The 24,971-nt window shown below is 60.1% G+C and carries 22 protein-coding genes; 12 read left to right on the top strand and 10 right to left on the bottom strand.

Features of this window, described 5'->3' with window-relative positions; genetic code table 11:
- Window positions 1-16 precede the first annotated feature (16 nt).
- From MEFOE_RS06000 to MEFOE_RS06010, 3 genes are read left to right on the top strand one after another with little or no spacing between them, the layout of a single operon-like run.
- Complete coding sequence (locus tag MEFOE_RS06000; protein ID WP_067049700.1) at window positions 17-829, top strand: ABC transporter permease; 813 nt, start codon at window positions 17-19, stop codon at window positions 827-829.
- Window positions 816-1,883, top strand: coding sequence for an ABC transporter ATP-binding protein (locus tag MEFOE_RS06005; protein WP_067049703.1), 1,068 nt, complete (start codon window positions 816-818; stop codon window positions 1,881-1,883). The genes MEFOE_RS06000 and MEFOE_RS06005 overlap by 14 nt, the downstream gene beginning before the upstream one ends.
- 39 nt (window positions 1,884-1,922) lie before the next feature.
- Window positions 1,923-2,381 carry an acylphosphatase gene (locus tag MEFOE_RS06010; RefSeq protein ID WP_083523358.1) on the top strand — a complete coding sequence of 153 codons (459 nt, stop codon included), beginning with the start codon at window positions 1,923-1,925 and terminating at the stop codon, window positions 2,379-2,381.
- Between the two features lie 142 nt (window positions 2,382-2,523).
- Here MEFOE_RS06010 and MEFOE_RS06015 read toward each other — a convergent pair whose 3' ends face one another.
- Window positions 2,524-2,730, bottom strand: a complete 207-nt coding sequence (locus MEFOE_RS06015) for a hypothetical protein (protein ID WP_067049706.1) — start codon at window positions 2,728-2,730, stop codon at window positions 2,524-2,526.
- Window positions 2,731-2,782: 52 nt separating this feature from the next.
- Window positions 2,783-3,037 (bottom strand): SemiSWEET family sugar transporter, encoded by a 255-nt coding sequence (locus MEFOE_RS06020; protein ID WP_067049709.1) that lies wholly within the window; start codon window positions 3,035-3,037, stop codon window positions 2,783-2,785.
- Window positions 3,038-3,140: 103 nt separating this feature from the next.
- Between MEFOE_RS06020 and MEFOE_RS06025 the strand changes: the two genes are divergently transcribed.
- The 3 genes from MEFOE_RS06025 to MEFOE_RS06035 all read left to right on the top strand — a co-directional run bounded on the left by MEFOE_RS06025 (window position 3,141) and on the right by MEFOE_RS06035 (window position 4,683).
- Window positions 3,141-3,326 (top strand): hypothetical protein, encoded by a 186-nt coding sequence (locus tag MEFOE_RS06025; protein ID WP_067049712.1) that lies wholly within the window; start codon window positions 3,141-3,143, stop codon window positions 3,324-3,326.
- Window positions 3,327-3,436: 110 nt separating this feature from the next.
- Window positions 3,437-4,021 (top strand): flavin reductase family protein, encoded by a 585-nt coding sequence (locus MEFOE_RS06030; protein ID WP_067049715.1) that lies wholly within the window; start codon window positions 3,437-3,439, stop codon window positions 4,019-4,021.
- A complete protein-coding gene (locus MEFOE_RS06035; RefSeq protein ID WP_067049718.1) occupies window positions 4,018-4,683 on the top strand; it encodes a class I SAM-dependent methyltransferase in 666 nt (221 codons plus the stop codon). Before MEFOE_RS06030 ends, MEFOE_RS06035 begins: the two co-directional genes overlap by 4 nt.
- A gap of 404 nt (window positions 4,684-5,087) precedes the next feature.
- On the opposite strand, the gene MEFOE_RS06040 is transcribed toward MEFOE_RS06035, so the two are convergent.
- Both MEFOE_RS06040 and fdhF read right to left on the bottom strand, forming a co-directional pair.
- Window positions 5,088-6,329 (bottom strand): Coenzyme F420 hydrogenase/dehydrogenase, beta subunit C-terminal domain, encoded by a 1,242-nt coding sequence (locus MEFOE_RS06040; RefSeq protein WP_067049721.1) that lies wholly within the window; start codon window positions 6,327-6,329, stop codon window positions 5,088-5,090.
- 2 nt (window positions 6,330-6,331) lie between these two features.
- A complete protein-coding gene (fdhF, locus tag MEFOE_RS06045; protein ID WP_067049723.1) occupies window positions 6,332-8,401 on the bottom strand; it encodes a formate dehydrogenase subunit alpha in 2,070 nt (689 codons plus the stop codon).
- 198 nt (window positions 8,402-8,599) lie between these two features.
- On the opposite strand from fdhF, the gene MEFOE_RS06050 reads away from it, so the two are divergent.
- The gene (locus tag MEFOE_RS06050; protein WP_201785180.1) at window positions 8,600-9,313 is read left to right on the top strand and encodes a hypothetical protein; all 714 of its coding nucleotides are present in this window, start codon (window positions 8,600-8,602) and stop codon (window positions 9,311-9,313) included.
- Here the strand turns inward: MEFOE_RS06050 and MEFOE_RS06055 are convergent.
- Window positions 9,271-10,203 (bottom strand): hydantoinase/oxoprolinase family protein, encoded by a 933-nt coding sequence (locus MEFOE_RS06055; RefSeq protein ID WP_067049726.1) that lies wholly within the window; start codon window positions 10,201-10,203, stop codon window positions 9,271-9,273. The two genes, MEFOE_RS06050 and MEFOE_RS06055, sit on opposite strands and share 43 nt — an antisense overlap.
- Window positions 10,200-11,084, bottom strand: coding sequence for an ATP-grasp domain-containing protein (locus MEFOE_RS06060; RefSeq protein WP_067049729.1), 885 nt, complete (start codon window positions 11,082-11,084; stop codon window positions 10,200-10,202). Before MEFOE_RS06060 ends, MEFOE_RS06055 begins: the two co-directional genes overlap by 4 nt.
- A gap of 84 nt (window positions 11,085-11,168) precedes the next feature.
- Here MEFOE_RS06060 and surE point away from each other — a divergent pair, with 84 nt between their 5' ends.
- Entirely contained in the window at window positions 11,169-11,948 is a 780-nt protein-coding gene (gene surE, locus MEFOE_RS06065; protein ID WP_067049732.1) for a 5'/3'-nucleotidase SurE, read from the top strand.
- A gap of 416 nt (window positions 11,949-12,364) precedes the next feature.
- On the top strand, window positions 12,365-13,063 hold the full coding sequence (rpiA, locus tag MEFOE_RS06070) for a ribose-5-phosphate isomerase RpiA (protein WP_067049735.1): 699 nt from the start codon (window positions 12,365-12,367) through the stop codon (window positions 13,061-13,063).
- Here rpiA and MEFOE_RS06075 read toward each other — a convergent pair.
- The 3 genes from MEFOE_RS06075 to acs form a co-directional block, all read right to left on the bottom strand.
- Window positions 13,050-13,427, bottom strand: a complete 378-nt coding sequence (locus MEFOE_RS06075; protein ID WP_067049738.1) for an ArsR family transcriptional regulator — start codon at window positions 13,425-13,427, stop codon at window positions 13,050-13,052. The two genes, rpiA and MEFOE_RS06075, sit on opposite strands and share 14 nt — an antisense overlap.
- Window positions 13,428-13,635: 208 nt before the next feature.
- Entirely contained in the window at window positions 13,636-14,196 is a 561-nt protein-coding gene (locus MEFOE_RS06080) for a TATA-box-binding protein (RefSeq protein WP_067049740.1), read from the bottom strand.
- A gap of 41 nt (window positions 14,197-14,237) precedes the next feature.
- Window positions 14,238-16,133, bottom strand: a complete 1,896-nt coding sequence (gene acs, locus MEFOE_RS06085; protein WP_067049743.1) for an acetate--CoA ligase — start codon at window positions 16,131-16,133, stop codon at window positions 14,238-14,240.
- A gap of 487 nt (window positions 16,134-16,620) precedes the next feature.
- Here acs and MEFOE_RS06090 point away from each other — a divergent pair, with 487 nt between their 5' ends.
- Window positions 16,621-18,684, top strand: a complete 2,064-nt coding sequence (locus tag MEFOE_RS06090; protein ID WP_067049746.1) for an acetate--CoA ligase family protein — start codon at window positions 16,621-16,623, stop codon at window positions 18,682-18,684.
- A 547-nt stretch (window positions 18,685-19,231) separates the two neighbouring features.
- On the top strand, window positions 19,232-19,492 hold the full coding sequence (locus MEFOE_RS06095) for an RNA recognition motif domain-containing protein (RefSeq protein ID WP_067049749.1): 261 nt from the start codon (window positions 19,232-19,234) through the stop codon (window positions 19,490-19,492).
- Window positions 19,493-19,530: 38 nt separating this feature from the next.
- Here MEFOE_RS06095 and MEFOE_RS06100 read toward each other — a convergent pair whose 3' ends face one another.
- Window positions 19,531-20,199, bottom strand: a complete 669-nt coding sequence (locus tag MEFOE_RS06100; RefSeq protein ID WP_235809575.1) for an MJ0548 connectase family domain-containing protein — start codon at window positions 20,197-20,199, stop codon at window positions 19,531-19,533.
- 111 nt (window positions 20,200-20,310) lie between these two features.
- Between MEFOE_RS06100 and MEFOE_RS14410 the strand changes: the two genes are divergently transcribed.
- On the top strand, window positions 20,311-24,939 hold the full coding sequence (locus tag MEFOE_RS14410) for a PAS domain S-box protein (RefSeq protein ID WP_067049752.1): 4,629 nt from the start codon (window positions 20,311-20,313) through the stop codon (window positions 24,937-24,939).
- The last annotated feature ends 32 nt before the right edge of the window (window positions 24,940-24,971 follow it).

Raw genomic sequence — 24,971 nt, forward strand, 5'->3', positions numbered from 1 at the left:
TCTCCTTTTTTTTACCATGGCCCAGACCTCAGTACTCCGTGACCTCTGCCTGGTCTCCTTCTCTCTCATCGGCGGCGTGATCCTTGGCCTCACCGTCCTCTCCCTCCTCTCGATGACCGTGAAGGAACTCTCCGATATCCCCCATCTCCTCAAGGTCGCCTCTGACGCGAAGGTGGTCGACTCCGTCGTCCTGACGATGGGAGCAGGGCTGAACGCCGTCCTCATCCTCCTCATCCTCGGCATCCCCCTTGCATATGTCCTCGCACGGACCGACTTCCGCGGCAAAGGGGTCGTGGAGAGCATCGTCGACATCCCCCTCATCCTCCCGCACACCGTGGCGGGCATCCTCGTCTACCTGTTGTTCATGCGCCGCGGCCTCATCGGCGCCCCATTCTATGCAGTCGGCATCTCTTTCGAGGACGCCTACCCGGGCATCGTCGTCGCCATGGTCTTCGTGGCCTCGCCGTACTTCGTCAACGCGGTGCGGGAGGGCTTTGAGAAGGTGCCTATCCACCTCGAAAACGTGGCCCGGACTCTCGGGGCCTCGCGGTTCACGGCCTTTCGCACTGTTGTCCTCCCTCTTGCAGCCCGCGACATCTTCAACGGGAGCATCCTTGCCTGGGGGAGGGCGATCGGGGAGTTCGCCGCGATCATCATGATCGCCTACTATCCGATGGTCATCTCCACCCTCATCTACTACCGGTTCACGACGAGCGGGATCAAGGAGAGCAGCACCGTCGCTTTCGTGATGATCCTCGCCTGTTTCACCGTCTTTATCGTCCTGCGGACAGCAAGCCGCTTTATCGGGAGGAAATATGATCGAGTTTAGGCATGTCTCCCTCGCCCTTGGCGACTTTTCCCTGAAGGACGTCTCCCTCTCCATCGAGAAAGGGGACTACTACTTCATCATCGGGCCGTCGGGCGCGGGAAAGACCGTGGTCCTGGAGGCGATCGCGGGCCTCCACCTCCCTGACGCGGGAGAGGTGCTCATCCGCGGCGAGGACGTCTCGACAGTGCCGCCGGAGAAGCGGCGGATCGCCCTGGTCTACCAGGACTACTCCCTCTTCCCCCACATGACCGTGCGGGAGAACATCGCCTTCGGCCCAAGGATGCAGAGACTCACGAAGGAGGAGGTCGCCAGCCGGACGGAGAGGTTGCTTGCGTCCTTCGGGATCGAACGCCTTGCCGACCGCTATCCCGGAACGATGAGCGGCGGCGAGCAGCAGCGGGTGGCGATCGCCCGCGCCCTCGCCGTGGAGCCCGAGATCCTCCTCCTCGACGAACCCTTCTCCGCACTGGACCCTCTGACGCGGGAAAGGCTGATGATCGATATCGCGCGTATCCACCGGCAAAGGGGCCTCACCATCGTGCAGGTGACCCATGCACGGGAGGAGGCCCTGCGCCTCGCCACGCGGGCTGCGGTGGTCATCGACGGCAGGCTTGCGCAGGAGGGGCCTGTGCGGGAGGTCTTCGAAGATCCCCGGTCCGTCGACGTGGCCCGCTTCGTCGGCATGGAGAACATCCTCGACGGGACCGTGACAGAGAACGCGGGCGGCCTTGCCAGGGTGCGGGTCGGCGATGCCGATATCTCTGCCATCTCAGACTCCTCTGCCGGAGAGAGAGTGGCGGTGGTCGTCGGGGCGGCCGACGTCGCGATCGCACGCCCCGGCGAGGGCACAGGCATGGCCCGGAACAGGTTCGAGGCGACGGTCACCGGCATCGTGCCCCTCGGCGGGGCGCTCGTCCGTCTCCACCTTGACTGCGGTTTCCCACTCACGGCGCTCGTTACCAGGCGTTCTGCCGATGAAGAAGGCCTCGCCGCCGGGATGATCGTTACCGCCTCCTTCAAGGCAAGCGCCGCACGCACCATTCCGACAGACTGACCGTCACCCCCATAAATCTCTTTTTCCATAGTACCTCCCATGCAGGAGAGCAGGAACCCCCTTGCCGGGAGAACAGGCAGACTGCGTGTGCATGCCGTCGCACGCGGCCGGGTGCAGGGTGTCGGCTACAGGAGTTATGTCAGCGGGTGTGCGGCCAGGAGCGGCGTCGCGGGATATGTGAGAAACCTCCCCGACGGCACGGTCGAGATGGTGGCCGAGGGGGATGCCGACGACCTTGCAGCCTTTCTCGAAGAGGTCCAGGCGCGGGGCGAACCGGTGATCGCGGTCGAGGACCTGACGGTCGAAGTCTCTGACCCCACCGGGGAGTTCACCGGCTTCGAGGCACGTTTCGGGGACAGGAAGGAGGAACTCTTCAAGAGGAGCATGCTCGCCCTCGACCTGATGAAGGCGCTCCTGAAGACAGAGCAGGAGATGCTTGCCGAGCAGAGGAGGACGAACGCACTCCTGGAAGAATGTGTCAGAGGGGGCAGGAAGTAAAAAAGGTTCAGGGGATTCGCTCAGTCCATCGTGTGGAGATGCCGGTCAACCTCTCCAGAACTCTTTTGATCACCCCTGCCTTTCATAGCATCAGAGAGCATCCCGCAGATGAGACGTCGGGATCTCCCCGGATAAAAAAAATCTACTCCTCAGGCCAGAACCAGAGGATATGGCCGCAGTGCTCGCATATGTAATTGACCGCGTTCCTGTTTGCCCAGTCGAGGCCAAAGAGAGTCGCCCCGGCCGTGTTCATCAGGGTTGTGCGCGTCCAGAAACGGTTCCTGCCGCAGATCGGGCAGACAAGGGGGACGCCCTTCACCTCGTATTCCTGTGACTCGTGGGTTGTCATATGATACTCCGCAGGAGAAGAGATCTGAGACGCGCCAGATATACTCTGCCACTCACCCCGACCGCATCTTCACCACCCCGATCACGGCGACCATGGCAGCGGTCACGCCGTTGGTGACGGCGATCGCCGCGTCGTCCCGCAGGGCACCATACACAAACCAGAGTATGAGACCGGTGAAGAGGAGGAAGAGCATCAGGGCCGAGAAGTCGCGGGCCGAGCGCGTGCGCAGTGTCCGTGCCACCTGGGGGAAGAAGGAGACGGCGGTACAGAGACCGGCGCAAAAGCCAATGAGCATGGTCGCGTCCATGCACCCCCCTGTCTCTCTCCCCCCTTAAACCCATGCCGTGAAGAGTATCTGACGCACACAGATCGCCGCGTTTATATTCTGCTTGACAGAGGAAGAAGATGCTATGATCGTGGTTGTGCGGCTGGTCACCGGGAAGATGGAGGAACGCGAGTACCCGGACACGATGTTCTTTGCAATCGGTGACACCCTGCCCGACGGTGCCGAGGTGGTCGACCTCCCATACCCAGACGACATCGACGAGGACCTCGTCGCCACCGGGACGTATGACGAGGACGATCTCATCGACTGAGCGCCTCCCTGAAGAGACAGGTGATCTCTGCGGACCCGCCGCCCCGGTGCGCCTACGCACTCATATGTTTTTCAGAAGACGTATTAACAAATCCCGATAACATGTGAAACATGGAACTGCAGCCACACAGACGGGAGGGCGTCCTCCCGCTGCCAGTCGTCCTCATCTCGACCATCTCCCCCGGGGGCGTCCTCAATGCCGCCCCCTGGGGAAACATCACCCCGATCTTGCGGCCTCTCGACGAGATCGTCCTTGCTTCCTGGGTGAAGCGGGACACCCTCGACAATATCAGGGCAACAGGGGAGTTCGTCGTCAATGTCCCGACCGCCGACATGAGCCGCGAGGTCATGGTCTGCGCCCGGAACTATCCTCCTGAGATCGACGAGTTTGCGGAAGCGGGTCTCACGCCCCACCCCTCGAAGGCCGTGCGCCCGCCCGGCATCGAGGGGTGCATCGCATGGATGGAGTGCCGCCTCGTCGAGGAGATCTGCAGGGAAAAATATGTGCTCGTCATCGGGAAGGTCGAGCACCTCGAAGGTAACGACCGGTACTTCACCCCTGACGGAGAGATGGACCCTGCCGCCCGGCCCCTCTGCATGATCTGCGGGAACAAGGGGATGCAGTTCGCCTATCCGGAACCGACCGGGCACGTTGCCTCCTATGCCGAAATGTTTCTCAAAAAGGAGAGAAAATGAAGGGCGAAGAGCACTTCCACGACCGCGCCGACGCCTACGAGGACCTGATCATTGGAATTGTCCCTGATGCACAAAGTTTCTTTGGAGCGGTCGTCTCATCTGTTCCCGGAGAAGAGGTCTCGGTCCTCGAACTCGGGAGCGGCACCGGTTATGTGACAGAGATGGTGCTCCGCGCCAACCCGGCGGCGGCAGTCACCTGCATCGACATGGACCCGGCCATGCTCGCCGTGGCGCGGAGAAAAGAGGCCCTCGGAGCGGTCTCGTTTCTCGAAGGCGACTTCAGAGACGTCTGGCCTGAGGGGCAGTTCGATATCGTCCTCACCTCCCTCTGCCTCCACCATCTCCCTGACCGGGATCGTGCCGCCGTCGTCAGGCGCATCCGCGAGACCCTGAGGCCGGGCGGGGTCTTTGTCAACGGCGACGTCTTCCGGGGGGTGACGCCGGAAGAGGAGGATGCAGACTGCCGTCTCTGGCGGCAGGCGATGGCGGAAAACGGCCTTCCCATCGGAGAAATAGAATTGATGCTCGCAAAAAGGAAGAGGAACGCCACCTGCCTGGACACCCTCCCCGGTTACCTGCAGAAGATGAAGGACGCCGGCTTCAGGCAGATCACGCACCCCTACCGCCACAGCATCTATGCCGTCGTTGTCGGCGTCCGGTGAACGGAACCGCGGATGCGGAGATCAAGGGGAGAAGAGCCAGAGCAAAATTTCAGGGCTTCGTAACGTAGAGTGATCGCTCACCGGAGAGGACACTGGAAAATTTCTGCTCTGGAGTGCCGGTGCCGGGGGATCCCCACTATCAGGATAGGGAGGGGAGGGCAGTTCTCTCTCAGCGAATCCGATTCCGTCTTCCCCGGTCCAATCCGGAGTCGGGGAACGAGATTCAGCGAGTTCGAGAAGACCATTAGGTCTTCGCGGGCCGGGAGCTGCGAACGGAGGGAGCATGAGAAGACTGTCAAGCCCGATTTTTCCCACGGCCCTCAGGCACGATACAGTGCCCGGTCTGCCAAAAATCATGGGAAAAGAGGCTGGTGCGCCCCACAGAAAAAAAGGAAAAGAAGGATTTACTCCTTCTGGAAGATGTTGAAGATCTGGTCGCTGCCTGTACCGGTAAGGCGGGCCCGCTCTTCGTTCTCCTCGACCAGTGCAAGCACCGGGAGGGTCATGTCGACGCCCGGCACAAAGCCAAACATCTCCTGGAGGTCGACCTGGAGGGCGTGCATGAAGAGCGCGTTCGGAATGTCCATCGCGCAGAGTTCCTGGCACTGCCCGCAGTTGATGCAGGAGTCGGAGATGTGGGCGAACCGGATCAGGTGGAACATGAAGTTCGGCGGCACCTCGCCGGGCTTGACAAGATACGGCTTCTTGGTGGAGCACTCGACACAGTAGCAGATCGGGCAGTTCTCGATGCACTGGTAGCACTTGATGCACCGGGAGGTTTCCGTCACGATCTTCTTCAGGCGGTCGCTGCCCTCGCCGAGGCTTGCGAAGTCCTTCGCACGCCAGGAGTCGCCGAGCTTGAGCATGGCGTTCTCGACCTTGCCGCGGATCTCGATACCCTTCGGGTTCGGTGCCTCGGTGGCAAGCTTGCCTGCCTTCGTAGCAGCGTCGAGGAACTGTGCGCCCTTCTCGGAGCAAACTTCAACGAAGGTCGCCTTCCCGGCCTTGTCGCCGATGACGCCCCAGTTGCCGCAGGCAAGGTCTGCCTGGCGGGGGACCTTCATCTTGCACCGGCGGCAGTTGGCACGCCGGCCATAGCCCTCTTCCTCGAGCTCGTCCATCTTGATGCCCTTGTGGCCTTCGGCAGTCTCGATGATGAACTGGCCCTTGTCGATCTCTTCCTTGATGACGGTGTCGGGGTCGACGCCGAACTTCTCGGCGATCATCTTCCGAGCGGCAACCGGGCTCACAGACCCGCCGCAGTTCAGACCGATCATGACGACATTGTCGAGGTTGATCTGCTGCCTCTTGGCAAGCTCGTACATGCCCATCACGTCACAACCCTTGAGGGTGACCGCGATCTTCATGTCCTTGGCGCCGTTGAGGTACTTCTTGAAGAGCTTGGAGAGGAGGAGCGTCCCGCAGTGGAGGGAGCCGGCGGTCTCTGCGATCTCTTCGGGGTTGGTGATGAGGGCCGGGACTGCATCGTAGATATCCGCACCCTTCTTCACGGCAAGGACCGCGTCGACCATCTTGCTCTCAAGAGCGAACTTGAGGAGCGAGGAGACGGCACCGCCGCACTCGCCCTTTGCAAGGAGGTCCGCATCGGTCGACCATGCGTAATACATATCGCCTTTTGCTGACATTTTCAGGCCTCCTGAATCTTCTCAACCTTCACAGCACATGCCTTGAACTCCGGAATCTTGGCGATCGGGTCGAGGGCATTGTTGGTGAGGACGTTTGCTGCGCACTCGGCGAAGTGGAACGGCATGAAGGTGACGCCCTTCATGATGTCCTTCGTGACCTTCGCGGGGACATTGACGGTGCCGCGGCGCGAGGTCGCCTTGACCATCTCGCCATCGGCGATACCGAGGGCCTTGGCATCCTCGGGGTTGAGCTCGATCCAGCCGGTCGGAACCTCGGCGTCGAGGTGCGCGGAGCGGCGGGTCATGGAGCCGGTGTGCCAGTGCCAGATGCACCTGCCGGTGGTGAGGATAAGCGGGTACTCCGCGTCCGGAACCTCTGCTGGCGGTTTCCACTCGATGGGGTGCATGACACCCATGCCATCGGGGTGGGAGCACTTGCCGATATGGAGGATCGGGGTACCGGGGTGCGTCTCGGTGGGGCAGGGCCAGTGAAGTGCTTCGGGCCGCTCGAGCCGTGCGTAGGTCATCCCTGCATAGGACGGGGTGAGTGAGCGCATCTCGTTGAAGACATCCTCTGACGTCTTCCAGGCGAACTGCTCGGCGTAGCCCATCTTTGCAGCGACCTCGGCGAGGATCTGCCAGTCGAGCTTGGCCTGGCCGGGTGCCTCCTGGGCCTTGTGCCACATCTGGACACGGCGTTCGGTGGAGGTCTGGGTGCCGGTCTTCTCTGCATAGCAGGTGGCCGGGAGCACGACATCGGCGAGCTGGGCGGTCTCGGTCAGGAAGATATCCTGCACGACCATGAACTCCAGGCTCTTGAGGGCGTGCTCGACGTGGGTGAGATCGGGGTCGGAGAGCATCGGGTTCTCGCCCATGATGTACATCGCCTTGAGTTCACCGGGCTTGTCTGTGAGGACGTCCATCATGACGGTGACCTCGTAGCCGTTCTTCGGCTCGCAGATGCCGTCGGGGAAGCCCCATGCGTCGGCGAACTTCTTGTGGACGGCCGGGTCGATGACCTTCTGGTAGGCGGTGAAGACGACAGGCAGCGCACCCATGTCGCAGGCGCCCTGCACATTGTTCTGGCCACGGAGTGCGTTCACACCGCCTCCGCGCTTCCCGATGTTACCGGTGAGCATCTGGAGGTTTGCTGTGGACTTGACGTTGTCGACACCGACCGTGTGCTGGGTGATACCCATCGAGTAGAGAAGGGCAGACGATTCGGCGGTCCCAATCCATTCTGCAGCGGTCTTGAGCTGCTCTGCCGGGATGCCGGAGATCTTCTCGACGTTCTCGGGCAGGTAGTCGTCCTTCAGAACGACTGCTTTCAGCTCTTCATAGCCCTTTGCACGGTTCTGTACCCATTCCTTGTCTTCCCAGCCATTGCGGATGATCTCACCCATGAGACAGTTCAGGATGGCGACATCCGAGCCTGACCGGAACTGCATGTACAGGTCAGCCTGCTTGCCGGTGGCGGTGAGACGCGGGTCGGCGTAGATGACCTTCGCGCCGTTCATCTTCGCCTGAACAATCTTGCGGCCGATGAGCGGGTGCTGTTCAAAGGTGTTGGACCCGATGACAAAGACGCACTTTGATTCTGCAATGTCGAGAATCGAGTTGGTCATTGCACCGGAGCCAAAGGAGGCGGCAAGCCCTGCGACGGTCGAAGCGTGGCAGAGACGGGCGCAGTGGTCGATGTGGCGGGTCTTGAGGGCGCCGCGGGCGAACTTCATCAATGCATAGTTGTCCTCGTTGGAGGTACGGGCCGATGAGAGGCAGGCAATTTCGTCGGGCTTGTAAGACTTGAGCTTCTTGGCGATGAGGTCGTAGGCCTCGTCCCAGGTCGCCTCGACGAACTTTCCGTCCTTCTTGATCAGGGGCGTGGTGAGGCGGTCCTCACGGTTCACAAACTCCCATGCATAGGTGCCCTTGGGGCAGACCTTTCCCTCGTTGACCGGGGAGCGGTGGTACGGCTGGACGCCGCAAACCTTTCCGTCCTTGACAACGAGGTTGAAGGAACACCCTGTACCGCAGTACGGGCATGTCGTACGGACATACTTCATGTTCTCCATGGAATAACCTCGGATATCTACAAGGTCGAGGTTGGATTATATAAGCATAGTGCCGGATCCGATAATTTTTGATGAATAGTGGTGGAAGAAGCAGTTGTAGCCCGCGGTTTGATCTTCAAAGACTGTTTAACCGACAGGAGTATTGGTTTACCGCCCCCGGCTGATACCCTCAAATAGGGAGGGCGCGCAGATCTTCCCATGCAGGTGCGTGTCCCCCCGATGCTTGCCGACCTGGTCGTCGCTGCGATATCTGCCGCAGAAGGTGTCGAATTCTCGAAAAACGCCCGGTGCCATCTTTGCGGCGGCAAGGTGCGGGCCCACGACATGAAGAAACGCCTTTTCGCCAGGATACGGGGCAGGCAAGGGGAGAAAGAGGTCGTGGTCTGGGTGAAACGCTTCCACTGTACAGAGTGCGGCACCCTCTGTACCGCAGACGCACCCTTCTATCCTGACACGCGCGTGGGGTCCCCGGTCGTCGACCTCTGCCTCGTCCTCACCGAGGAACACACTGTCAACCATGCCGCCCGTCTCCTCTCTGAGATGGGGGTTGTCATGGACAGGGGATCGGTGCGGAACTATGCCGCACGCCGGGCAGGCCCGGTGCCGTCCACCCTCCTCTACGGCCTGCGTCTGCCGAACTCACTTCTTTCACTCATCCCGGTCGCGGTCGGCAGGTACGAGGGCGGTGCCGTCCCCGGGACAGAAGTTCTCAGGGCCTGCGGTTTCCCATCCGCAGACAGGACACCTCTTCACCCGCTGCGGCGAAAGGAAGGGGACGAGCGGGACGAAGAGGAAGAGAAAGAAAAACGGGAGACCGAGAAGGTAACAGACCGCGGTCACGAGGACCGATCCCAGGAGGACGAGGAGACTCAGGGTGAGCCGTCGCGTGACGCCACCTCCCGGACCGCATAGGCAGGAAGGGCGTCGGCCATCCCGCCAAGTTCCCTGTTGAGGTCGGTCCCGCCAAAGATCTTCGTGAAGAGGGCCGACCCGATCCCTGCGCAGAGGACGGTGCCATTGCCCCGGGTCGCCGCACATTCGGAAACGGCCCTGAGGATCATCCCTGACTGCGCCGTCCAGAACTGCCTGGCGATGCCATATATCGCCTCGTCCCCGATCTCTCCAGGATCGGTGCAGACGACCCGCGCCAACCGTCTCATCGCGGCCTGGACTGTCACCGGCCCGCCGTCAGGCGTCGCCGAGGTGTACATCTCAGGGGAGATCTGGCCGAGGACGAGATGAGCGTCGCCGCTGCACGCGAAGTATTCTGTCGAGACAGGAGTGAAAACGCCGTTGACCTCGACGGCATGGAGGAGTGTCGCCACATTCGTCCTGAGCATCCCCGTATAGACGAGGTAGCCCTGCTGGAGGCGGAGGAGGTCGGTGAGGCCGCGGAGGTCGTCGAAACGGCCGAGGGGAATGATGTCCGCGGTGGTGCTCCCCACGTCCAGGAGGACGGCGCCCGGATACCGACCCCGCAGGTAATCGGCAGAAGCGAGCCAGTTTGCGGCGGCAAGTTCGGGGACGGCGCCATCGTGGAACTCCCCGTCTGTCCCGTAAAAGATGGCGTCAGGGAAGGTCTCCTTCACTGCATTGACGATGAACCTGATCCCCCCGGCCTTGTCCTCGAAGCTGTCGGCAAGTTCGCCGCTCATGACGACAGCCGCGTTCTCTCCTGATGCGGCATAGTCCCTGAGCATCTCCGCGAGGGGCGCCTCTGTCCAGAGGGGGCAGTAGTGGATATGGGCGCCGTCCCCATTGACGACCTTCAGGTTCGCGCCGCCGACGTCGATCCCGATCATAGCCTCTCCACCCTCCCTTCGCGGTCGAAACGGACGCGGCCGTCGAGGCTGACCGTCTCCGGCGCCATGCCGCGGGAGGCGTCGACAAGCACCTGCGCGATCTCTTCCTTCATGCAGGCGGCGATGCCGACGAGACTTGTCGTCGGCCTGGGGTTGACCTCCAGGACATAGGGCCTGTCCGCGACGACGAGGTCGACGCCGGCATAGCCCTGGCAGCCGAGGACAGTCGCCGCCTTCACCGCTGTTTCGATAATCTCCTCCTTCATCGGGTGGTCGATGGGAGTCTCCCCGCCCAGGTAGGTAAAGACACCATCTTTCAGGGGGATATGCTGCCTGTTGAGGGAGAGGACGAGGGGTGGTCGTCCGGTATAGAAGAGGCAGGCCTCGCCGACATAGCGGTTGACGACCAGGCTGACGGAGACAGGAACACCCTCGATGTACTCCTGACCCATCTCGCCCTCGCCCGGGGCGTCCTCGGTGAGACGGGTATTCGCGGTGTCGCAGGAGTACACCGGCTTGACCACCTTCAGGCCGTCAATCCGCTCCTCCGGGACAGGGATGCCGTGGGCGGCGAGGACCTTCAGGGAACGCTTTTTATTCGCGCACAGGGCGACGTTCAACGAGTTGCACCCGAGGTTCTCGGTGCAGTCCTCGACCCTCTTCGTGAGGGGAGCAAGGAGAGAATCGGGGGCGATCACAAGGCCGACGTCGCAGTCAGGGGCGAGGTCCTCGATCTCGGCCATCAGGTCGCCGCCGTGAGGAGTGACCACCTCGTACCCGCACCGCGAGAAACTCCCGCTGAGCACCGCCATCATGGCCTTCCCCTCGGCCGCCAGGGCCGGGTCGTGGAAGACCGTATATTCTGCAAGAAATGCCCTCATTCCCTAGAGGATTGTCGCCGGCCGGTTTTGTAGATATTGATCGCAAACGACTATCTGCCAGGCGGCCCTATCCCTTCAACAACGATGCGACCGAAAATCCTCCTCACCAATGATGACGGCGTCTACTCCAACGGCATATGGGCGGCATACAGGGCGCTCGCCCCGATCGCCGATGTGACGGTCGTCGCCCCGGCAACCCAGCAGAGCGCGGTCGGACGTTCCATCTCGATCTTCGAGCCGATCCGGGCGACAGAGATCACGGTGGACGGCGTCCGCGCCTATGCGGTCGGCGGCAAACCGACTGACGCCGTGATCATCGGTCTCTTTGCCCTGAAACTCCAGCCTGATCTCGTGGTCAGCGGTATCAATATCGGGGAGAACCTCTCGTACGAGTCAATCATGACCTCGGGAACAGTGGGGGCGGCGATGGAAGCGTCGAACCAGGGTGTACCCTCGATTGCCTTCTCTCTCCAGGTCTGGGACCAGGGGGACAAGTTCGACGACCCCCGCCATGTCGGGAACAGTTTCGACGACTCTGAAAAGGTTGTCAGGGACGTCTGTGAGAAGATCCTTACCCGCGGTTTCCCTGAGGGGACAGACGTCGTCAACGTGAACATTCCTTCCAGCGTCAGGGGGGGGTATGAGGTGACGCACCTTGCGCGCAAACTCTTCCACACCGGAGTGGAACGGCGCCTTGACCCGAGGGGCAGGCCGTACTTCTGGATCAACGGGCCCCTTGTGGAGGACGCGGAGGAAGGGACAGACGTCCACGCGATCAGGAAGGGAAATGTTTCCATCACGCCGATCACCCTTGACTGCACGGCGGCAGAGGGCGAAGACAGCGTCCGCGATCTCTTTGGATAGAGGGCATCCTGAATTCTCGGCTTTGCAGAAACCCTCATACTCAAGTAGATGTCTCCTCTTTGATCTCAGTGAGGAATGTGCGGATCCACCGCCTTCCTCACACTCTCGGCCGGGGGACTACGCCGAAAATCAAGATTCACGGAAGATCGAAGGTCTTCCTTCACCGGGAATCTTCAATTCCCTGTGTTCTCGAACTCGCTATCGCTCGTTCAGCGAAGGTCTTCGACATTCTCGACTCCCTCCGGTCGTTCCCCCGGACCCCTGATTTAGGATAGGATCGGGGAAGTGAGACGAGGATATCCCGAGGGGGAGATGTCATCCACCCCCTATCCTAATGAAGGGGGGACCGGGGGGCTTTGCCCCCCGGAGAAGGGCGGCGGCACACCTTATCATCCCGCCGTACCCATACTTTTCTGATGACAAAACAGGACAACCTTGAAGTGAAACGGTTCGCCGGCGTCGCCGCGGCCGGGCGAGTCGAGGACGGCATGGTGGTCGGCCTCGGCACCGGGTCGACGGCAAACTATGCGATCCAGAGGATAGGAGAACGGATCAGGGACGAAGGGATCTCCGTCGTCGGCGTGCCGACCTCGTATCAGTCGGCGTTCAGGGCACGGGCCGCCGGCATCAGGGTGGCAGACCTCACCGACTGCCCCGAGATCGACCTCACCATCGACGGTGCCGACCAGGTGGACGCCGCCTTCAACCTGATCAAGGGTGGCGGCGCAGCGCACACACGGGAGAAGTGCGTCGCCGACGCCTCTAAGCGTATTCTTATCGTCGTCGACGGGTCAAAACTCGCAGAAAACCTCTCCGTGCCGGTGCCGGTGGAGGTCGTTCCGTACGCGTCGGCCCTTGTCGCGCAGCATGTCAGGGCCCTGGGCGGCGTCCCTGTCCTGAGGGAGGGAGTGAAAAAAGACGGCCCGGTCATCACGGACAACGGAAACTTTGTCATCGACTGTGCATTTGGAATAATCGGGGATCCGGCAGGGCTTGGTACCCGCCTGAACACGGTCCCCGGCGTCCTGACCTGCGGGTTGTTCACCGAATACCAGGAAAAGATATCGGTCCTGATCGGTGAAGCAGGGGGATGCAGGATCCTTACGAGGAGATAAGCCCTCTTGCCTTTTCGATTAAGGCAAGCTGGGTATCAACTTCTTTTTTCTTGGTCTTCTCGATGACGTCGATGATCTCGTTGATAGGCTTTGCAAGAGTGTAGATCTTGACAGGCCGCCCTTTGCTCTCCGCCTTGCTTTCGCGGGAGTTGATCCACTTCTTCTCCTTGAGATAGCGCATGGCGATGCTGACCTCGGGTTGGCGGAGGTCGGTGCCGCGCTCGATCTCACGGGACGTGGCCTCATCGGTGTTGGCGAGGTACACCAGAACCTTGGAGACATTGCGCTTGATCCCGATATCGATGAGGAGGGTGGCGAACTCTTCTTCTCTCTGCGTAAAGTACAGGACTTCTTCTGCTCTCATTGTGTTCACCCAATTGCCTATATTATGTTATTATTTGTAATATATGAATATTAGCCATAGATATAATTTTTATTTCATGACGTGACACCGAAAAACAATCCCTGAACCACTCGGGGTGCTGGTCATGAAGAAAGAGTCGGAAGACCGCGCCAGACAGGGGAAGCACCTGCCCTATTATATTGGGCAGGTAATTAAAAAAGGTTATAGTTTAGAGGAGACCGAGGTTCGAGAGATCGGCGATAATTTTCTGCACCGCGAGCCGTGCATCCTCTGGCTGCTTGCCACCGGTAATGATCAGTTTACCGGATCCGAAGAGGAGAACGACAACCTTTGGATCTTCCAGACGGTAGACAAGGCCGGGAAACTGCTCGGGCTCGTATTCGATGCGGTCGAGGTTGAAGCCGATAGCGATCTTGTTCAGGTTGATGGGCTTTCCAAGGTCGGCAGAGGTGACGATGTTCTGGATGGTGTAGGTGAGGTGCTCGTCGATCGCAATCCCGAGGTCACGGAGTTTGCCGCCGAGGATCTCAAGGCCCCGGGTGAGGCTGTCCACGCTCTTTGCACCGGTCAGGACAACCTTGCCGGATCCAAAGACCAGAGCCGCGATCTTCGGGTCCTGCATCCTGATGACCACACCAGGGAAACGTTTCTTGTTGTAGTCTGCCCCCGGTATCCGGGATGAAATGACAGGGAGGTCAAGGGAATCGGTTACTTTGGCAGAGGCAACGATATTTTCTATTTTCAGGGATTCCTCTGGGGTACCGTGCATGTTATAAATGACGTAAAAAAGCTATATAAAGAGTTGGGTACTCAGTCCTCCAGAGTCGAGACATCTCCGAGGTCCATACCAAGTTCCTTTGCCCTGAGTACCCGCCGCATGATCTTGCCGCTCCGCGTCTTCGGGAGGGAGTCGACGAACTCGATCTCAGAGGGCATCGCGATCGGGCCGACGGTCATCCGCACATGGTAGCGGAGGTCGGCCTTGAGGCGGTCGCTGCCGGCATGTCCCTCTATGAGAATGACGAAGGCCTTGATCTGGTTGCCTTTCACCGGGTCGGGGATGCCGATCACCGCCGCCTCGGCGACCGCGTCGTGGGAGACGAGGGCTGACTCCACCTCGGCGGTGCCGATGTTGTGCCCGGCGACGATGATCAGGTCGTCGGCACGGCCGATGACCATGATGTTGCCGTCGTGTCCCTTCACCGCAAGGTCGGTGGCCGTATACACCCGGTTGATGGTCGTCCAGTACTTCCGGTACCGCTCGTCATTTTTGTAGACTGTCCTGAGCATTGCGGGCCAGGGCTCCAGGAGGACGAGGTAGCCGCCGTTGCCGGGTTCGACCGGGTTACCGTCGCGGTCCACGACATCGACGACGACACCCGGGATCGGCCGCCCGGCAAAACCCGGTCGCATCGGTTCGCCGACCATCGTCGTGATCATGTGCATTCCTGTCTCCGTCTGCCACCAGGTGTCCACGATCGGGCAGCGGTCCTTCCCGATGTGGCGGTAGAACCACTCGAAGGCCTCAGGGTTCAGGGGTTCGCCGACCGAGGCGAGGATACGGAGGGAACTGAGGTCGTACCTGTCGGACCACTGTTCGCCGACCCGCATGAACATCCTGATCGCGGTCGGTGCCGTATAAAAGACTGTGATGCCGTAGTTCTGGATGATCTTCCACCAGATGCCGGGGTCAGGATAGTCGGGCGTCGTCTCGGTGACAAAGACCGTGGACCCGTTCAGGAGGGGGCCGTAGACGACGTAACTGTGGCCGGTGATCCAGCCGGGATCGGCGGTGCACCAGTAGACGTCGTCCTCTTTGAGGTCGAGGACGTACTTCGTCGTGTACTGGGTGCCGACCGCGTAGCCGCCGCAGGTATGGATGATCCCCTTCGGGGTGCCTGTCGTCCCGCTCGTGTACAGGAGGAAGAGTGGGTCTTCGGCGTCCATCACTTCGGGCTCGCAGACTGCAGGTTCGTTCTCCATCAGTTCGTCGAAGTCGAGTTCCATCTCTGAGTGGAGTTCGACCTTCGGGCGGTCGCGCCGCAGCACGACGACGGCCTCGACGCTCGGGGCATTGACGACGGCCTCCTCGACGATGGACTTGAGCTGGATCGCCTTGCCCCGTCGCATGGAGACGTCGGCCGTGACCACGACCTTCGAGCCCGAGTCGCGGATCCGCTGGTTGAGGGCGCCGACGCCAAAGCCCCCGAAGACAACAGAGTGGACGGCCCCTATCCGTGCACAGGCGAGCATGGCGACGATCTGTTCAGGGACGACGGGCATGTAGATGCAGACCCGGTCCCCTTTCCTGACGCCGATCTTTTTTAAAGCGTTTGCAAAGCGGCAGACCGCCCGGAGGAGCTGGCTGTAGGTGTACACCTTCTCCTCACCCTCTTCTCCTCTCCAGAAGACGGCGACCTTGTTGGCCCGTCCGTCCCGCACATGGCGGTCGAGGCAGTTGTGGGTTATGTTAAGCTTCCCGCTCAGGAACCACTTCGCATAGGGGAAGTCCCAGTCCATGATGCGGTCGAACGGCTCGAACCATTCGATCTCTGCTGCGCGAGTCCTCCAGAACTCCCCGGGGTCCTCAAGATACTTCTGGTACGCCGCCCGGTAATCTCCGATCCATGATCTCTCCCTGTACGAGGGGTCAGGTTCATAATATCGCGGCGCCTCCAGGGGCACAGCAAAATCCTGTTCTGTCATGCTCACCTCCGATTTTACATGATCGAATGTGATGGTTTTATTAAATATTTTGTGGTTCAAAGAATTTTTCAGTTTTTCAAGAAACGGAGTTAGATACATGGAATTGGAGCGCGCCGGGGAAACTACATGATCATCAGTGATGGATCGCGCATCGCCCCTATAAGACACGGTTTTTAAAAAAATTCCCGGAATTGCACGAAATCTCCCCTGCATGCACCACGAACCCCTGCTCAGGCATGCCAAATCATCGACGATCGCCGACACGCGCTTCCACAAATTCAAAAAGGTCTTAAAGGGGAGACTCCGACACTATGGTATCAACCCAATACATATTTCACACCTGCGCATGAACGGAATATGAACGAGTTCAGAACCGCTAATCCCCCATCTGGAACAGTATATGCATTATCAGGATCATGGAGGAGCGTGCGGTTCGGACACAATTCCCGCTGTCAGGAACAATTCCCACCCAGGAGAGAGGAAGTTTATGGCAAAAAGAATGCTCAGCGAGGCAGAGGGGTACGAACTCCTCCAGAAGTATGGCGTTCCGACCCCCCGCTTCAAGATTGTAACCAGTCCTGAAGAGGCCTCAAAAGCGGCGTCGGCCTGTGGATATCCGGTCGTCATGAAGATCATCTCCCCCCAGATCGTGCACAAGAGCGATGCGGGCGGCGTGGTTGTGGGGATCTCGTGTGCAGACGAAGCAAAGAAGGCCTTTACGAAGATCGTCGAGTCAGCGAAAGAATATAACCCTGACGCCGATATCAAGGGTGTCATCGTCGAAGAGATGGCAAAGCCTGGCCTCGAACTGATCCTCGGCGGCAAGACCGACCCGGCCTTCGGCAAGGTGATCACCTTCGGCATGGGCGGGACTCTCGTCGAACTCATGAAGGACGTCACCCTCCGCATCATCCCTGTTCAGGAGTGTGAGATCAGGTCGATGGTCCATGAGATCAAGGCCTATCCTCTCATCAGCGGGTACCGCGGCATGAAACCGAAGGACGAGGAGACCCTGGTGACGATCATCAGCGGCGTCGCACGGTTCTTCGAGGAGAACCCGCAGGTAGTGGAGTTCGACATCAACCCCCTGAGACTCTACGAGTCAGGCGCCTGCGCCGTGGACGCCAGGGTCATCATCGATGACGAGTACCGCCCGCCGGTGAGGAAGGAACGCACGCACGTCCCGCCCGAATACTTCACCCCCCGCTCGGTTGCGGTCATCGGCGCCTCCTCTGACCCGACGAAGATGGGCTTTGCCGTCCTCCACAATCTCCTCCACTTCCCCGGCCAGATCTACCCGGTGAACAACAAGCGCACCGACGTGCAGGGACTCAAGGCCTACCCGACAGTGACGTCGATCCCGAACCCGGTCGACCTTGCCGTGATCACCGTCCCTGCCGTCCAGGTGCCGAAGGTGATGCAGGAGTGCGGCGAGAAGGGTATCCCCCTTGTCGTGGTCATCACCGCCGGTTTCAAAGAGACCGGGGCCGAGGGCAAGGTGCTCGAAGACCGGATGCTCGAGATCGCACGCTCGTACAATATCAGGATCATCGGCCCGAACTGCCTTGGCATGATCATCCCGCCGCGGGGCCTGGACACCACCTATGTGCACGAGTCGCCGAACCCCGGTTCGGTCGCTTTCATCTCGCAGTCCGGAGCCATCATCAACACCGTCGTGGACTGGAGCCTCAAGCAGGACATCGGTTTCTCGGCGGTCTTCTCGGTGGGCAACCAGGCCGACCTCGACTTCCTCGACTACCTGACCTTTGTGGGGCAGGACAAGAGCACACGGTCGATCATCCTCTACATCGAGCAACTCCCTGACGGACGGGAGTTCATGGAGATCGTGCGCGAGGTGGCGAAGAAGAAGCCGGTCGTTGCGATCAAGTCAGGCTCCTCGCAGAAGGGACAGAAGGCGGCATCCTCCCACACGGGTTCGCTCTCGGGCTCGTATGAAGTGTACATGGAGGCCTTCAGGGAGGCGGGCGTGATCCCGGTCAGAGCACTGCGGGGCGCCTTCGAGGTTGCCGAACTCTGCTCCTCTCCAAACGGCTATCCCAGGGGACGGCGGGCGATCGTCATCACCAATGCCGGTGGTTTTGCCGTCCTCTCCTCGGACTATGCCGAGATGTACGGTGTCGACCTGATCGAACTCCCGCCCGCGATCCTAGAAGAACTCAACCAGATCCTCCCGGACTACTGGAGCCACGCGAACCCCCTCGACCTCCTCGGCGACGCCTCGGAGAAGCGTTTCGAGCAGGTCTTCGACATCCTTGCGCGGCACTCCGACCTCTGGGACATCGCCTTCGTCGTCGGTTTCCCAAACCTTGTCCTGGACTCGGCCGACTTTGCGAAGCAGATCATCTCCTTCACCGAAAAGACAAACAACCTCGTCGTCGGCACCCTCCTTGGCGGCGAGTGCATGGACGCGGGCCAGAAGATCCTGAAGGAGCACAACATCCCGAACTTCGACGAACTTGAGCAGACCTTCAAGGTTGTCGGCCGCGTTGTCTGGCAGCGCTGCCGGGCACGGTCGATCGGTCTGCCATAATATTTTCTTTTTTCTGGAGTGGCAGGACGGGGGGCGCTGTCCCCCTCTTGAAACCCTTCAGTCTGTGGCACATCATAGACTTTCTCGACTCCCTCCGGTCGTTCCATTGGACCCCGGGATTGAACGGGGAAGCGCGAAGAGAACCATGCTAAGGGGGAGCATTGCCGTCCACCCTATGTTCTAATCGAGGAGGGAACGACGCTATAATCTACCCCTCCAGATCTCCGCTCTGTCTTCCCCGGGGTCAATCGCAGGTGGGGGTCCGGGGGCCAAAGCCCCCGGTCTGTGCTTAGGGGGAAGGCGGTTGATCGACGCTCCCCTCCGCAGCCTCAAAAATCGAAGACTCAATGATGGGAAAGACAGCAGGTCCACGCATCACCCCGCACGGTACAGAGTATCCATCGACCGAAGTGCGAGAGTCTCTCCCGCCCATCCTCACCCCTTTTTTCCGCGACCTCTCGCCCGGGTACCGTTCAGAAGATGACCATCCCGGCAAGGGAGCACATACTATTATCACCGCGAAGGATCATGTAGCGGCGGGATAGAAATGGAAAGCAGCAGGTTGTATGTCGGAAACCTGACATATTCGGTAACCGAAGAAGATTTGAAAGACCTCTTCTCCAGCTACGGAGATGTAAAAAGCGTTAAAATTATTGGGGACAAGGGGTTCGGGTTCGTCGAGATGAGCACAAAGGAGGAGGCCGAGAAGGCAAGAGACGCCACGAATGGAACCGAATTCGTCGGACGCACCTTGCGGGTGGAAGAAGCACAACCGCCACGCCCCAGAAGGGAATACCCGAGATACTAGGGTTTTTCCCTCAGACCCCTTTTGAACGGGAAGACTATTCAGGCATTTTTACGAAAAATACCGGAGGTGTTTTTCATGGCGACCTCTCCTTCTCCGAGGTCCCGGGCAAGGAGAGTATCGAGATCAGCCCCGGCCTCCGTCCTGATCAGGACAAACCTTTTGCTCACCGATGCAGTTGCCGCCGCCGCCGTCTTCATCACGAGGATGATCACCCTGACCGCGTCCTCCGTACCGCCGTCCTTCCACCCCTCCCTGATGGAGGCGAGGGCAATAGCCTGTGCGGCCCTGTTCCCGAGGACGACGAAGGTGCTGCCCGTACCTTTCCCGGTCAGTCTGCCGCACGATCCTTCGAACTCGGCGATGGCGTACCGCCCTGCCGTGGCATAGAGCCTCCGTGCCCTGACGGTCCCGCCCACCGTCTCTCTCACCTCACCGACAAGGACGCCGTCCTGTTCTCTCACTTTCTCCCGGCCGTCCCTGACGACGACGCCCACCCCGAGAGCCTCGGCCCGCCTGTACAGGTCGTTGTCGGCTACGAGGCCGCCTCCATACAGTTCTTTTTCCAGGGCCTGGACGGCGGTCTCGTCGCCCCAGAAAAAGATCTCCCGCATGTCGCCTGCCATCACGGCGCTTTTCGACCCGACAAAAGCGATCACAAGACTCATCCCGCCAACCCCGCCGACAGGTGCTGATCCTTCAGGCATCATGAATCTATCCCGGACAGAGACCAGAACAGAGTCCGCAGAGGCGGGCGCCGTCATCGGCAGACTGATATAGGGGACTGGAGATAGTGACCGCCGGACACAAACCAGGCACACATGTATTCTGTTCTCTACGTTGACGACGAGCCGGCGCTCCTTGAGATCGGTAGGCTCTTCCTTGAGCAGTCGGGACATCTCTCTGTCGACACCACACTCTCAGCGGCGGAGGCGATCGCCATGATGCAGGCCGGGAAATATGACGGCGTCATTTCTGACTACCAGATGCCGGGAATGGACGGCATTGAACTCCTCAAACATATACGCGCACATTTCGGCGAACTCCCTTTCATCCTCTTCACCGGCAGGGGCAGGGAAGAGATGGTGATCGAGGCCCTGAACAGCGGGGCCGATTTTTATCTCCAGAAAGGGGGGGATCCGGTCTCCCAGTTCGCCGAATTGGAGCACAAGATCAAACTGGCCATCGAGCGGAAACAGACGCGGGACGAACTCGCCGAGTCCAGACGGCGGATGGCCGACGTGATCAATTTCCTCCCGGATGCCACCTTCGCCATCGACCTCGAAGGGACGGTGATCGCCTGGAACAGGGCGATGGAGGAGATGACCGGCGTACGGAGTGAAGAGATCCTTGGGAAGGGAGACTTCGAGTACGGCATCCCCTTTTACGGGGAGAGACGGCCCATCCTGATCGACCTTGTCCTGAAGGAAGACGAGGAGATCGAGAAGAAATATCCCCATGTCGTACAGAGCGGCACCAGACTTGTCTCTGAATTTTTCATCCCCCATCTCTATGACGGGAGGGGGGCCTATCTCTGGTTCATTGCGTCCCCGCTGTGCGATACAAAGGGGAACGTCATAGGTGCGATTGAATCTATCAGGGATGTCACCGAGCGGAAAAAAGCGGAGGAGGAAACAGAGGCGGCACACCAGAAACTCTTCGATATCATCGATTTTCTTCCCGACGCCACTTTCGTCATCGACCGCGGCGGCAGGGTCATCGCATGGAACCGCGCCATTGAAGAGATGACCGGGACGCGGAAGGAGGAGATGCTCGGGAAAGGGGACCACGCATATGCCGTCCCCTTCTACGGGAAACCGATGCCAGTCCTGATCGACCTGGTCATGACACCGGACGCCGAACCTGAGGCGGAGTACGAGATGTTCAGGCGCGAAGGTGACACAGTTGTTGCCGAGATGTCCATCCCATCTCTCAACACGGGACGCGGGGCATCTCTGTGGGGGAAGGCCTCCCCCCTCTATGACAGTCGGGGAGATATCATCGGGGGGATCGAGTCACTCAGGGACATTACCGGATACAGACAGGCAGAGTCTGCCCGCCTGCATGCGATCGCACGAGGGTCTCCGATCCCCCAGTTCGCGATCGACAGAAACCATCGCGTCGTGTACTGGAACGGGGCGCTGGAAGCGTACAGCGGCATCAAGACCGGAGATATTGTCGGCACGAACGAGCACTGGAGGGCATTTTACCCGGACGAAAGACCGTGTCTTGCAGACCTGCTCATCGACGGCGAAGGCGAGGAGAGCATGATCGCTCGCTGGTATAAGGGGAAGTACGCACTGTCGGGCCTGGTCGGGGGCGCCTACGAGGCGACCGACTTCTTTCCCACCCTGGGCGAAGAGGGAACATGGCTGTACTTCACCGCCGCCCTGATCCGGGACGAAGAGGGGGAGATAATCGGCGCCGTGGAGACTCTCGAAGACATCACCGATCGGAAACAGGCAGAAGAACAGATCCGGATATTTCAGCGTTTTGCCGAAACGTCAGGGCAGGGCTTCGGTATGGCGACGCGGGAAGGCACCATCACCTATGTCAACCCCACAACCTGCCGGATGCTCGGAAAGGCGAAACCGGAGGAGATCCAGGGCACGTCGGTCTTCAGGTATTATCCCCCGGAGATCTCGGAGAGGCTGGAAAAAGAGATCATCCCCGCCGTTCTCGAAGAGGGGCAGTGGGTGGGCGAGCTGACTCTCGTCAACGCGCAGGGAGACCATATCCCGATCATTGAAAACTTCTTTGTGATACCCGATGATTTCGGAAGGCCTCTCTATCTTGCCAACGTCATCACAGACATCTCCAGACTCAAACAGGCAGAGGAGGCACTGAAGGCGTCGGAGGAGAGGTACAGGACACTCTTCGAGAACAGTGGGAGCCCCCTGATCATCGTCGAGGAGGATACCACGATCTCCCTCGTCAACAGGGAGTTCGAGAAGATCAGCGGCTGTACGAAGGAAGACGTGGAAAGCAGGATGAGCTGGACGGATTTTATCGCGGACCCGGCAGAGTTGGAGTGGATGATGGAGTATCACCGCCTGCGCTGGACTGCGTCTGAGTCCACTCCCCGGGTCTTCGAGTGTCATTTCAGGGACAGGCATGGGAATGTCAGGAACGTCCTCGTCACCACTACGATGATGTCGGGGGCACGCCAGATCATTGTGGCTATCGTGGATATCACCGAGCGGAAAAAGGCCGAGGAGGCACTTCATCTTGCCGACCTGATCCATTCCATGCCGGATGCGATCTTCGCCGTCGACCGTGAAGGGAAGGTGATCGCCTGGAACAGGGCGATCGAGGAGATGACCGGCGTCCCGGCGGCCGAGATCATCGGGGAGGGTGAGCATGCGTATGCCGTCCCGTTCTACGGAGACAGGAGGCCCTTCCTTCTCGACCTCGTCTCCGCTTCCCCGGAGGAGATGGAGAGGCGGGGGTATAGGCGGGTCAAATGGCGCGGCGGTTTCCTCATTGCAGAGAGCGCCGACGCACGGCCGCGGGGGAGGGAGGTGATCCTTCAGGCATTTGCAGCCCCCCTGTACGACGAATCGGGGGAAAACGTCGGCGCAATCGAGGGTATCCACGACATCACCGACCTCAGGCATGCTGAACGGGCACTGCAGGAGAGCGAGGTCAAGTACAGGTCGCTCTTTGAATATGCCTATGACGCGATCTTTCTCATGCATGACGGCATGATCACCGACTGCAATCCCCGGGCCCTGGAAATGTTCGGGTGCACGCGGGACGAGTTTGTCGGCAGCCCGCTCTCCATTTTTGCACCGCCTCTCCAGCCAGACGGCTCTGACTCGGGGGCGAAGGTCGCCGGGAAGATCAGGGGGGCGCTTTCCGGGGAGGCGCAATTCTTTGAGTGCAGTTGTCGCACCCACGACAGGCGACCTTTTTACGCGGAGGTGAGCCTGAACCGGATCCAGCTGGGAGAGGATATATTCGTGCAGGCGATCGTCCGCGACATCACCGCACGCAGGGACGCCGAAGAGGCGCTGAAGAAAAAGACGTACGACCTGAACGAACGGGTCAAAGAACTGAAATGCCTGTACACGATCTCAAAGATCCTGGGCAGACCCGAAACAGGGTTCGATGCACAGATGCAGAAGGTCGTGGACATCATACCCGACGCATGGCAATATCCGGGAGTGACGGCCGCCCGGATCACCCTGGACGGGAGGGTGTACCAGACTGCCAGATTCAGAAAAACAGGGTGGATGCAGTGCCAGAAAGTTCTTGTCAACAGCAGAGAGGCGGGGACAATAGAGGTCGGGTACCTGGAAGAACGGCCTGAGCGTGACGAGGGGCCGTTTTTAAAAGAAGAGCGGAGCCTTATCACCAGTATCGCCCAGCGGATAGGGGGGTACATCGAGCGCAAGCAGGCTGAGGAGGCGCTCAGCGCTTCGGAAACTGAGTTAAGAGCGGTGTTGTCGGGCATGACCGACATCGTCATCGTCCTCGATGCGGAGGGGCGCTGTCTGAAGGTCGCACCGACGAACCCGCCCCCTTTCCTCAGGCCGGCCGGCGAGTTGTGCGGAAAGACGCTTGACCAGGTGTTCCCATCCATGCAGGCAGAAGCGGTCCCCGGCGCTATCCTGCAGGCGCTGGAGACAGGGGAGCCGGTTGCGATCGAGTATGGTATGCGGGTCAGGAACCGGGAGGTCTGGTTTGCCGCCGTCATCTCCCCAATGACGGAAGATTCGGTGGTCCTCGTGGCGCGGGACATCACAGAGCGCAAGCAGGCGGAGACGGCGGTCCAGACGGCGAACAAAAAGCTCAACCTCCTCTCCAGCATCACGCGGCATGACATCCTCAACCAGATCACGGTGCTGCGGGGGTACATCGAACTCGCCAGGATGGAGACGACAGACCCGACGCTGCTCAACTATATTGCCCGGGAGGAGACGGCCACCTGGGCGATACAGCGCCAGATCGAGTTCACCCGCGATTACCAGAATATCGGCGTCACCTCGCCGCAGTGGCAGGACGTGCACCGGGTCATCGCCCGCGCCGTCCGCGGCCTTGACCTCGGCAGGGTCGAACTCTCAATCGAGTTCGACGAGGTCGAGGTCTATGCCGATCCCCTTCTCGAAAAGGTCTTTTTCAACCTGGTGGACAACGCCCTCAGGTACGGCGAAAAACTCACAAAGATCCGGTTCTCCGGTCGAGAAGGGGAGGAGGGGCTCACCATCGTCTGCGAGGACGACGGCGTCGGCATCCCCGCAAAGGTGAAGGAGGCGATCTTCCGGCGGGAGTATTACAAGAACACCGGGCTTGGCCTCTACCTCTCCCGGGAGATCCTGGCCATCACCGGCCTCACGATCACGGAGACCGGCGAGCACGGGAGGGGAGCACGCTTCGAGGTCTTCGCGCCGCGCGGGGTGTACCGTTCGGTCAAAAAGAGGAAGAGGATGACGACGCCGGCGGGGTGAGAGGTTTCGTCCCGACCAGACTGCCGAGAGCC

This window comes from Methanofollis ethanolicus, from assembly GCF_001571385.1.
GTDB classification, from domain to species: Archaea; Halobacteriota; Methanomicrobia; order Methanomicrobiales; family Methanofollaceae; genus Methanofollis; species Methanofollis ethanolicus.

What these genes read in the sequence shown, in the direction of transcription:
- MEFOE_RS06080 (WP_067049740.1), bottom strand. Translation starts at nt 14,196, where the DNA reads ATGCACGGTACCCCAGAGGAATCCCTGAAAATAGAAAATATCGTTGCC.
- surE (WP_067049732.1), top strand. Translation starts at nt 11,169, where the DNA reads ATGCGACCGAAAATCCTCCTCACCAATGATGACGGCGTCTACTCCAAC.
- MEFOE_RS14410 (WP_067049752.1), top strand. Translation starts at nt 20,311, where the DNA reads ATGTATTCTGTTCTCTACGTTGACGACGAGCCGGCGCTCCTTGAGATC.
- fdhF (WP_067049723.1), bottom strand. Translation starts at nt 8,401, where the DNA reads ATGGAGAACATGAAGTATGTCCGTACGACATGCCCGTACTGCGGTACA.
- MEFOE_RS06040 (WP_067049721.1), bottom strand. Translation starts at nt 6,329, where the DNA reads ATGTCAGCAAAAGGCGATATGTATTACGCATGGTCGACCGATGCGGAC.
- MEFOE_RS06020 (WP_067049709.1), bottom strand. Translation starts at nt 3,037, where the DNA reads ATGGACGCGACCATGCTCATTGGCTTTTGCGCCGGTCTCTGTACCGCC.
- MEFOE_RS06095 (WP_067049749.1), top strand. Translation starts at nt 19,232, where the DNA reads ATGGAAAGCAGCAGGTTGTATGTCGGAAACCTGACATATTCGGTAACC.
- MEFOE_RS06055 (WP_067049726.1), bottom strand. Translation starts at nt 10,203, where the DNA reads ATGATCGGGATCGACGTCGGCGGCGCGAACCTGAAGGTCGTCAATGGG.
- MEFOE_RS06090 (WP_067049746.1), top strand. Translation starts at nt 16,621, where the DNA reads ATGGCAAAAAGAATGCTCAGCGAGGCAGAGGGGTACGAACTCCTCCAG.
- MEFOE_RS06050 (WP_201785180.1), top strand. Translation starts at nt 8,600, where the DNA reads ATGCAGGTGCGTGTCCCCCCGATGCTTGCCGACCTGGTCGTCGCTGCG.
- MEFOE_RS06030 (WP_067049715.1), top strand. Translation starts at nt 3,437, where the DNA reads ATGGAACTGCAGCCACACAGACGGGAGGGCGTCCTCCCGCTGCCAGTC.
- MEFOE_RS06010 (WP_083523358.1), top strand. Translation starts at nt 1,923, where the DNA reads ATGCAGGAGAGCAGGAACCCCCTTGCCGGGAGAACAGGCAGACTGCGT.
- acs (WP_067049743.1), bottom strand. Translation starts at nt 16,133, where the DNA reads ATGACAGAACAGGATTTTGCTGTGCCCCTGGAGGCGCCGCGATATTAT.
- MEFOE_RS06035 (WP_067049718.1), top strand. Translation starts at nt 4,018, where the DNA reads ATGAAGGGCGAAGAGCACTTCCACGACCGCGCCGACGCCTACGAGGAC.
- MEFOE_RS06025 (WP_067049712.1), top strand. Translation starts at nt 3,141, where the DNA reads ATGATCGTGGTTGTGCGGCTGGTCACCGGGAAGATGGAGGAACGCGAG.
- MEFOE_RS06060 (WP_067049729.1), bottom strand. Translation starts at nt 11,084, where the DNA reads ATGAGGGCATTTCTTGCAGAATATACGGTCTTCCACGACCCGGCCCTG.
- MEFOE_RS06075 (WP_067049738.1), bottom strand. Translation starts at nt 13,427, where the DNA reads ATGAGAGCAGAAGAAGTCCTGTACTTTACGCAGAGAGAAGAAGAGTTC.
- MEFOE_RS06015 (WP_067049706.1), bottom strand. Translation starts at nt 2,730, where the DNA reads ATGACAACCCACGAGTCACAGGAATACGAGGTGAAGGGCGTCCCCCTT.
- MEFOE_RS06000 (WP_067049700.1), top strand. Translation starts at nt 17, where the DNA reads ATGGCCCAGACCTCAGTACTCCGTGACCTCTGCCTGGTCTCCTTCTCT.
- MEFOE_RS06005 (WP_067049703.1), top strand. Translation starts at nt 816, where the DNA reads ATGATCGAGTTTAGGCATGTCTCCCTCGCCCTTGGCGACTTTTCCCTG.
- rpiA (WP_067049735.1), top strand. Translation starts at nt 12,365, where the DNA reads ATGACAAAACAGGACAACCTTGAAGTGAAACGGTTCGCCGGCGTCGCC.
- MEFOE_RS06100 (WP_235809575.1), bottom strand. Translation starts at nt 20,199, where the DNA reads ATGATGCCTGAAGGATCAGCACCTGTCGGCGGGGTTGGCGGGATGAGT.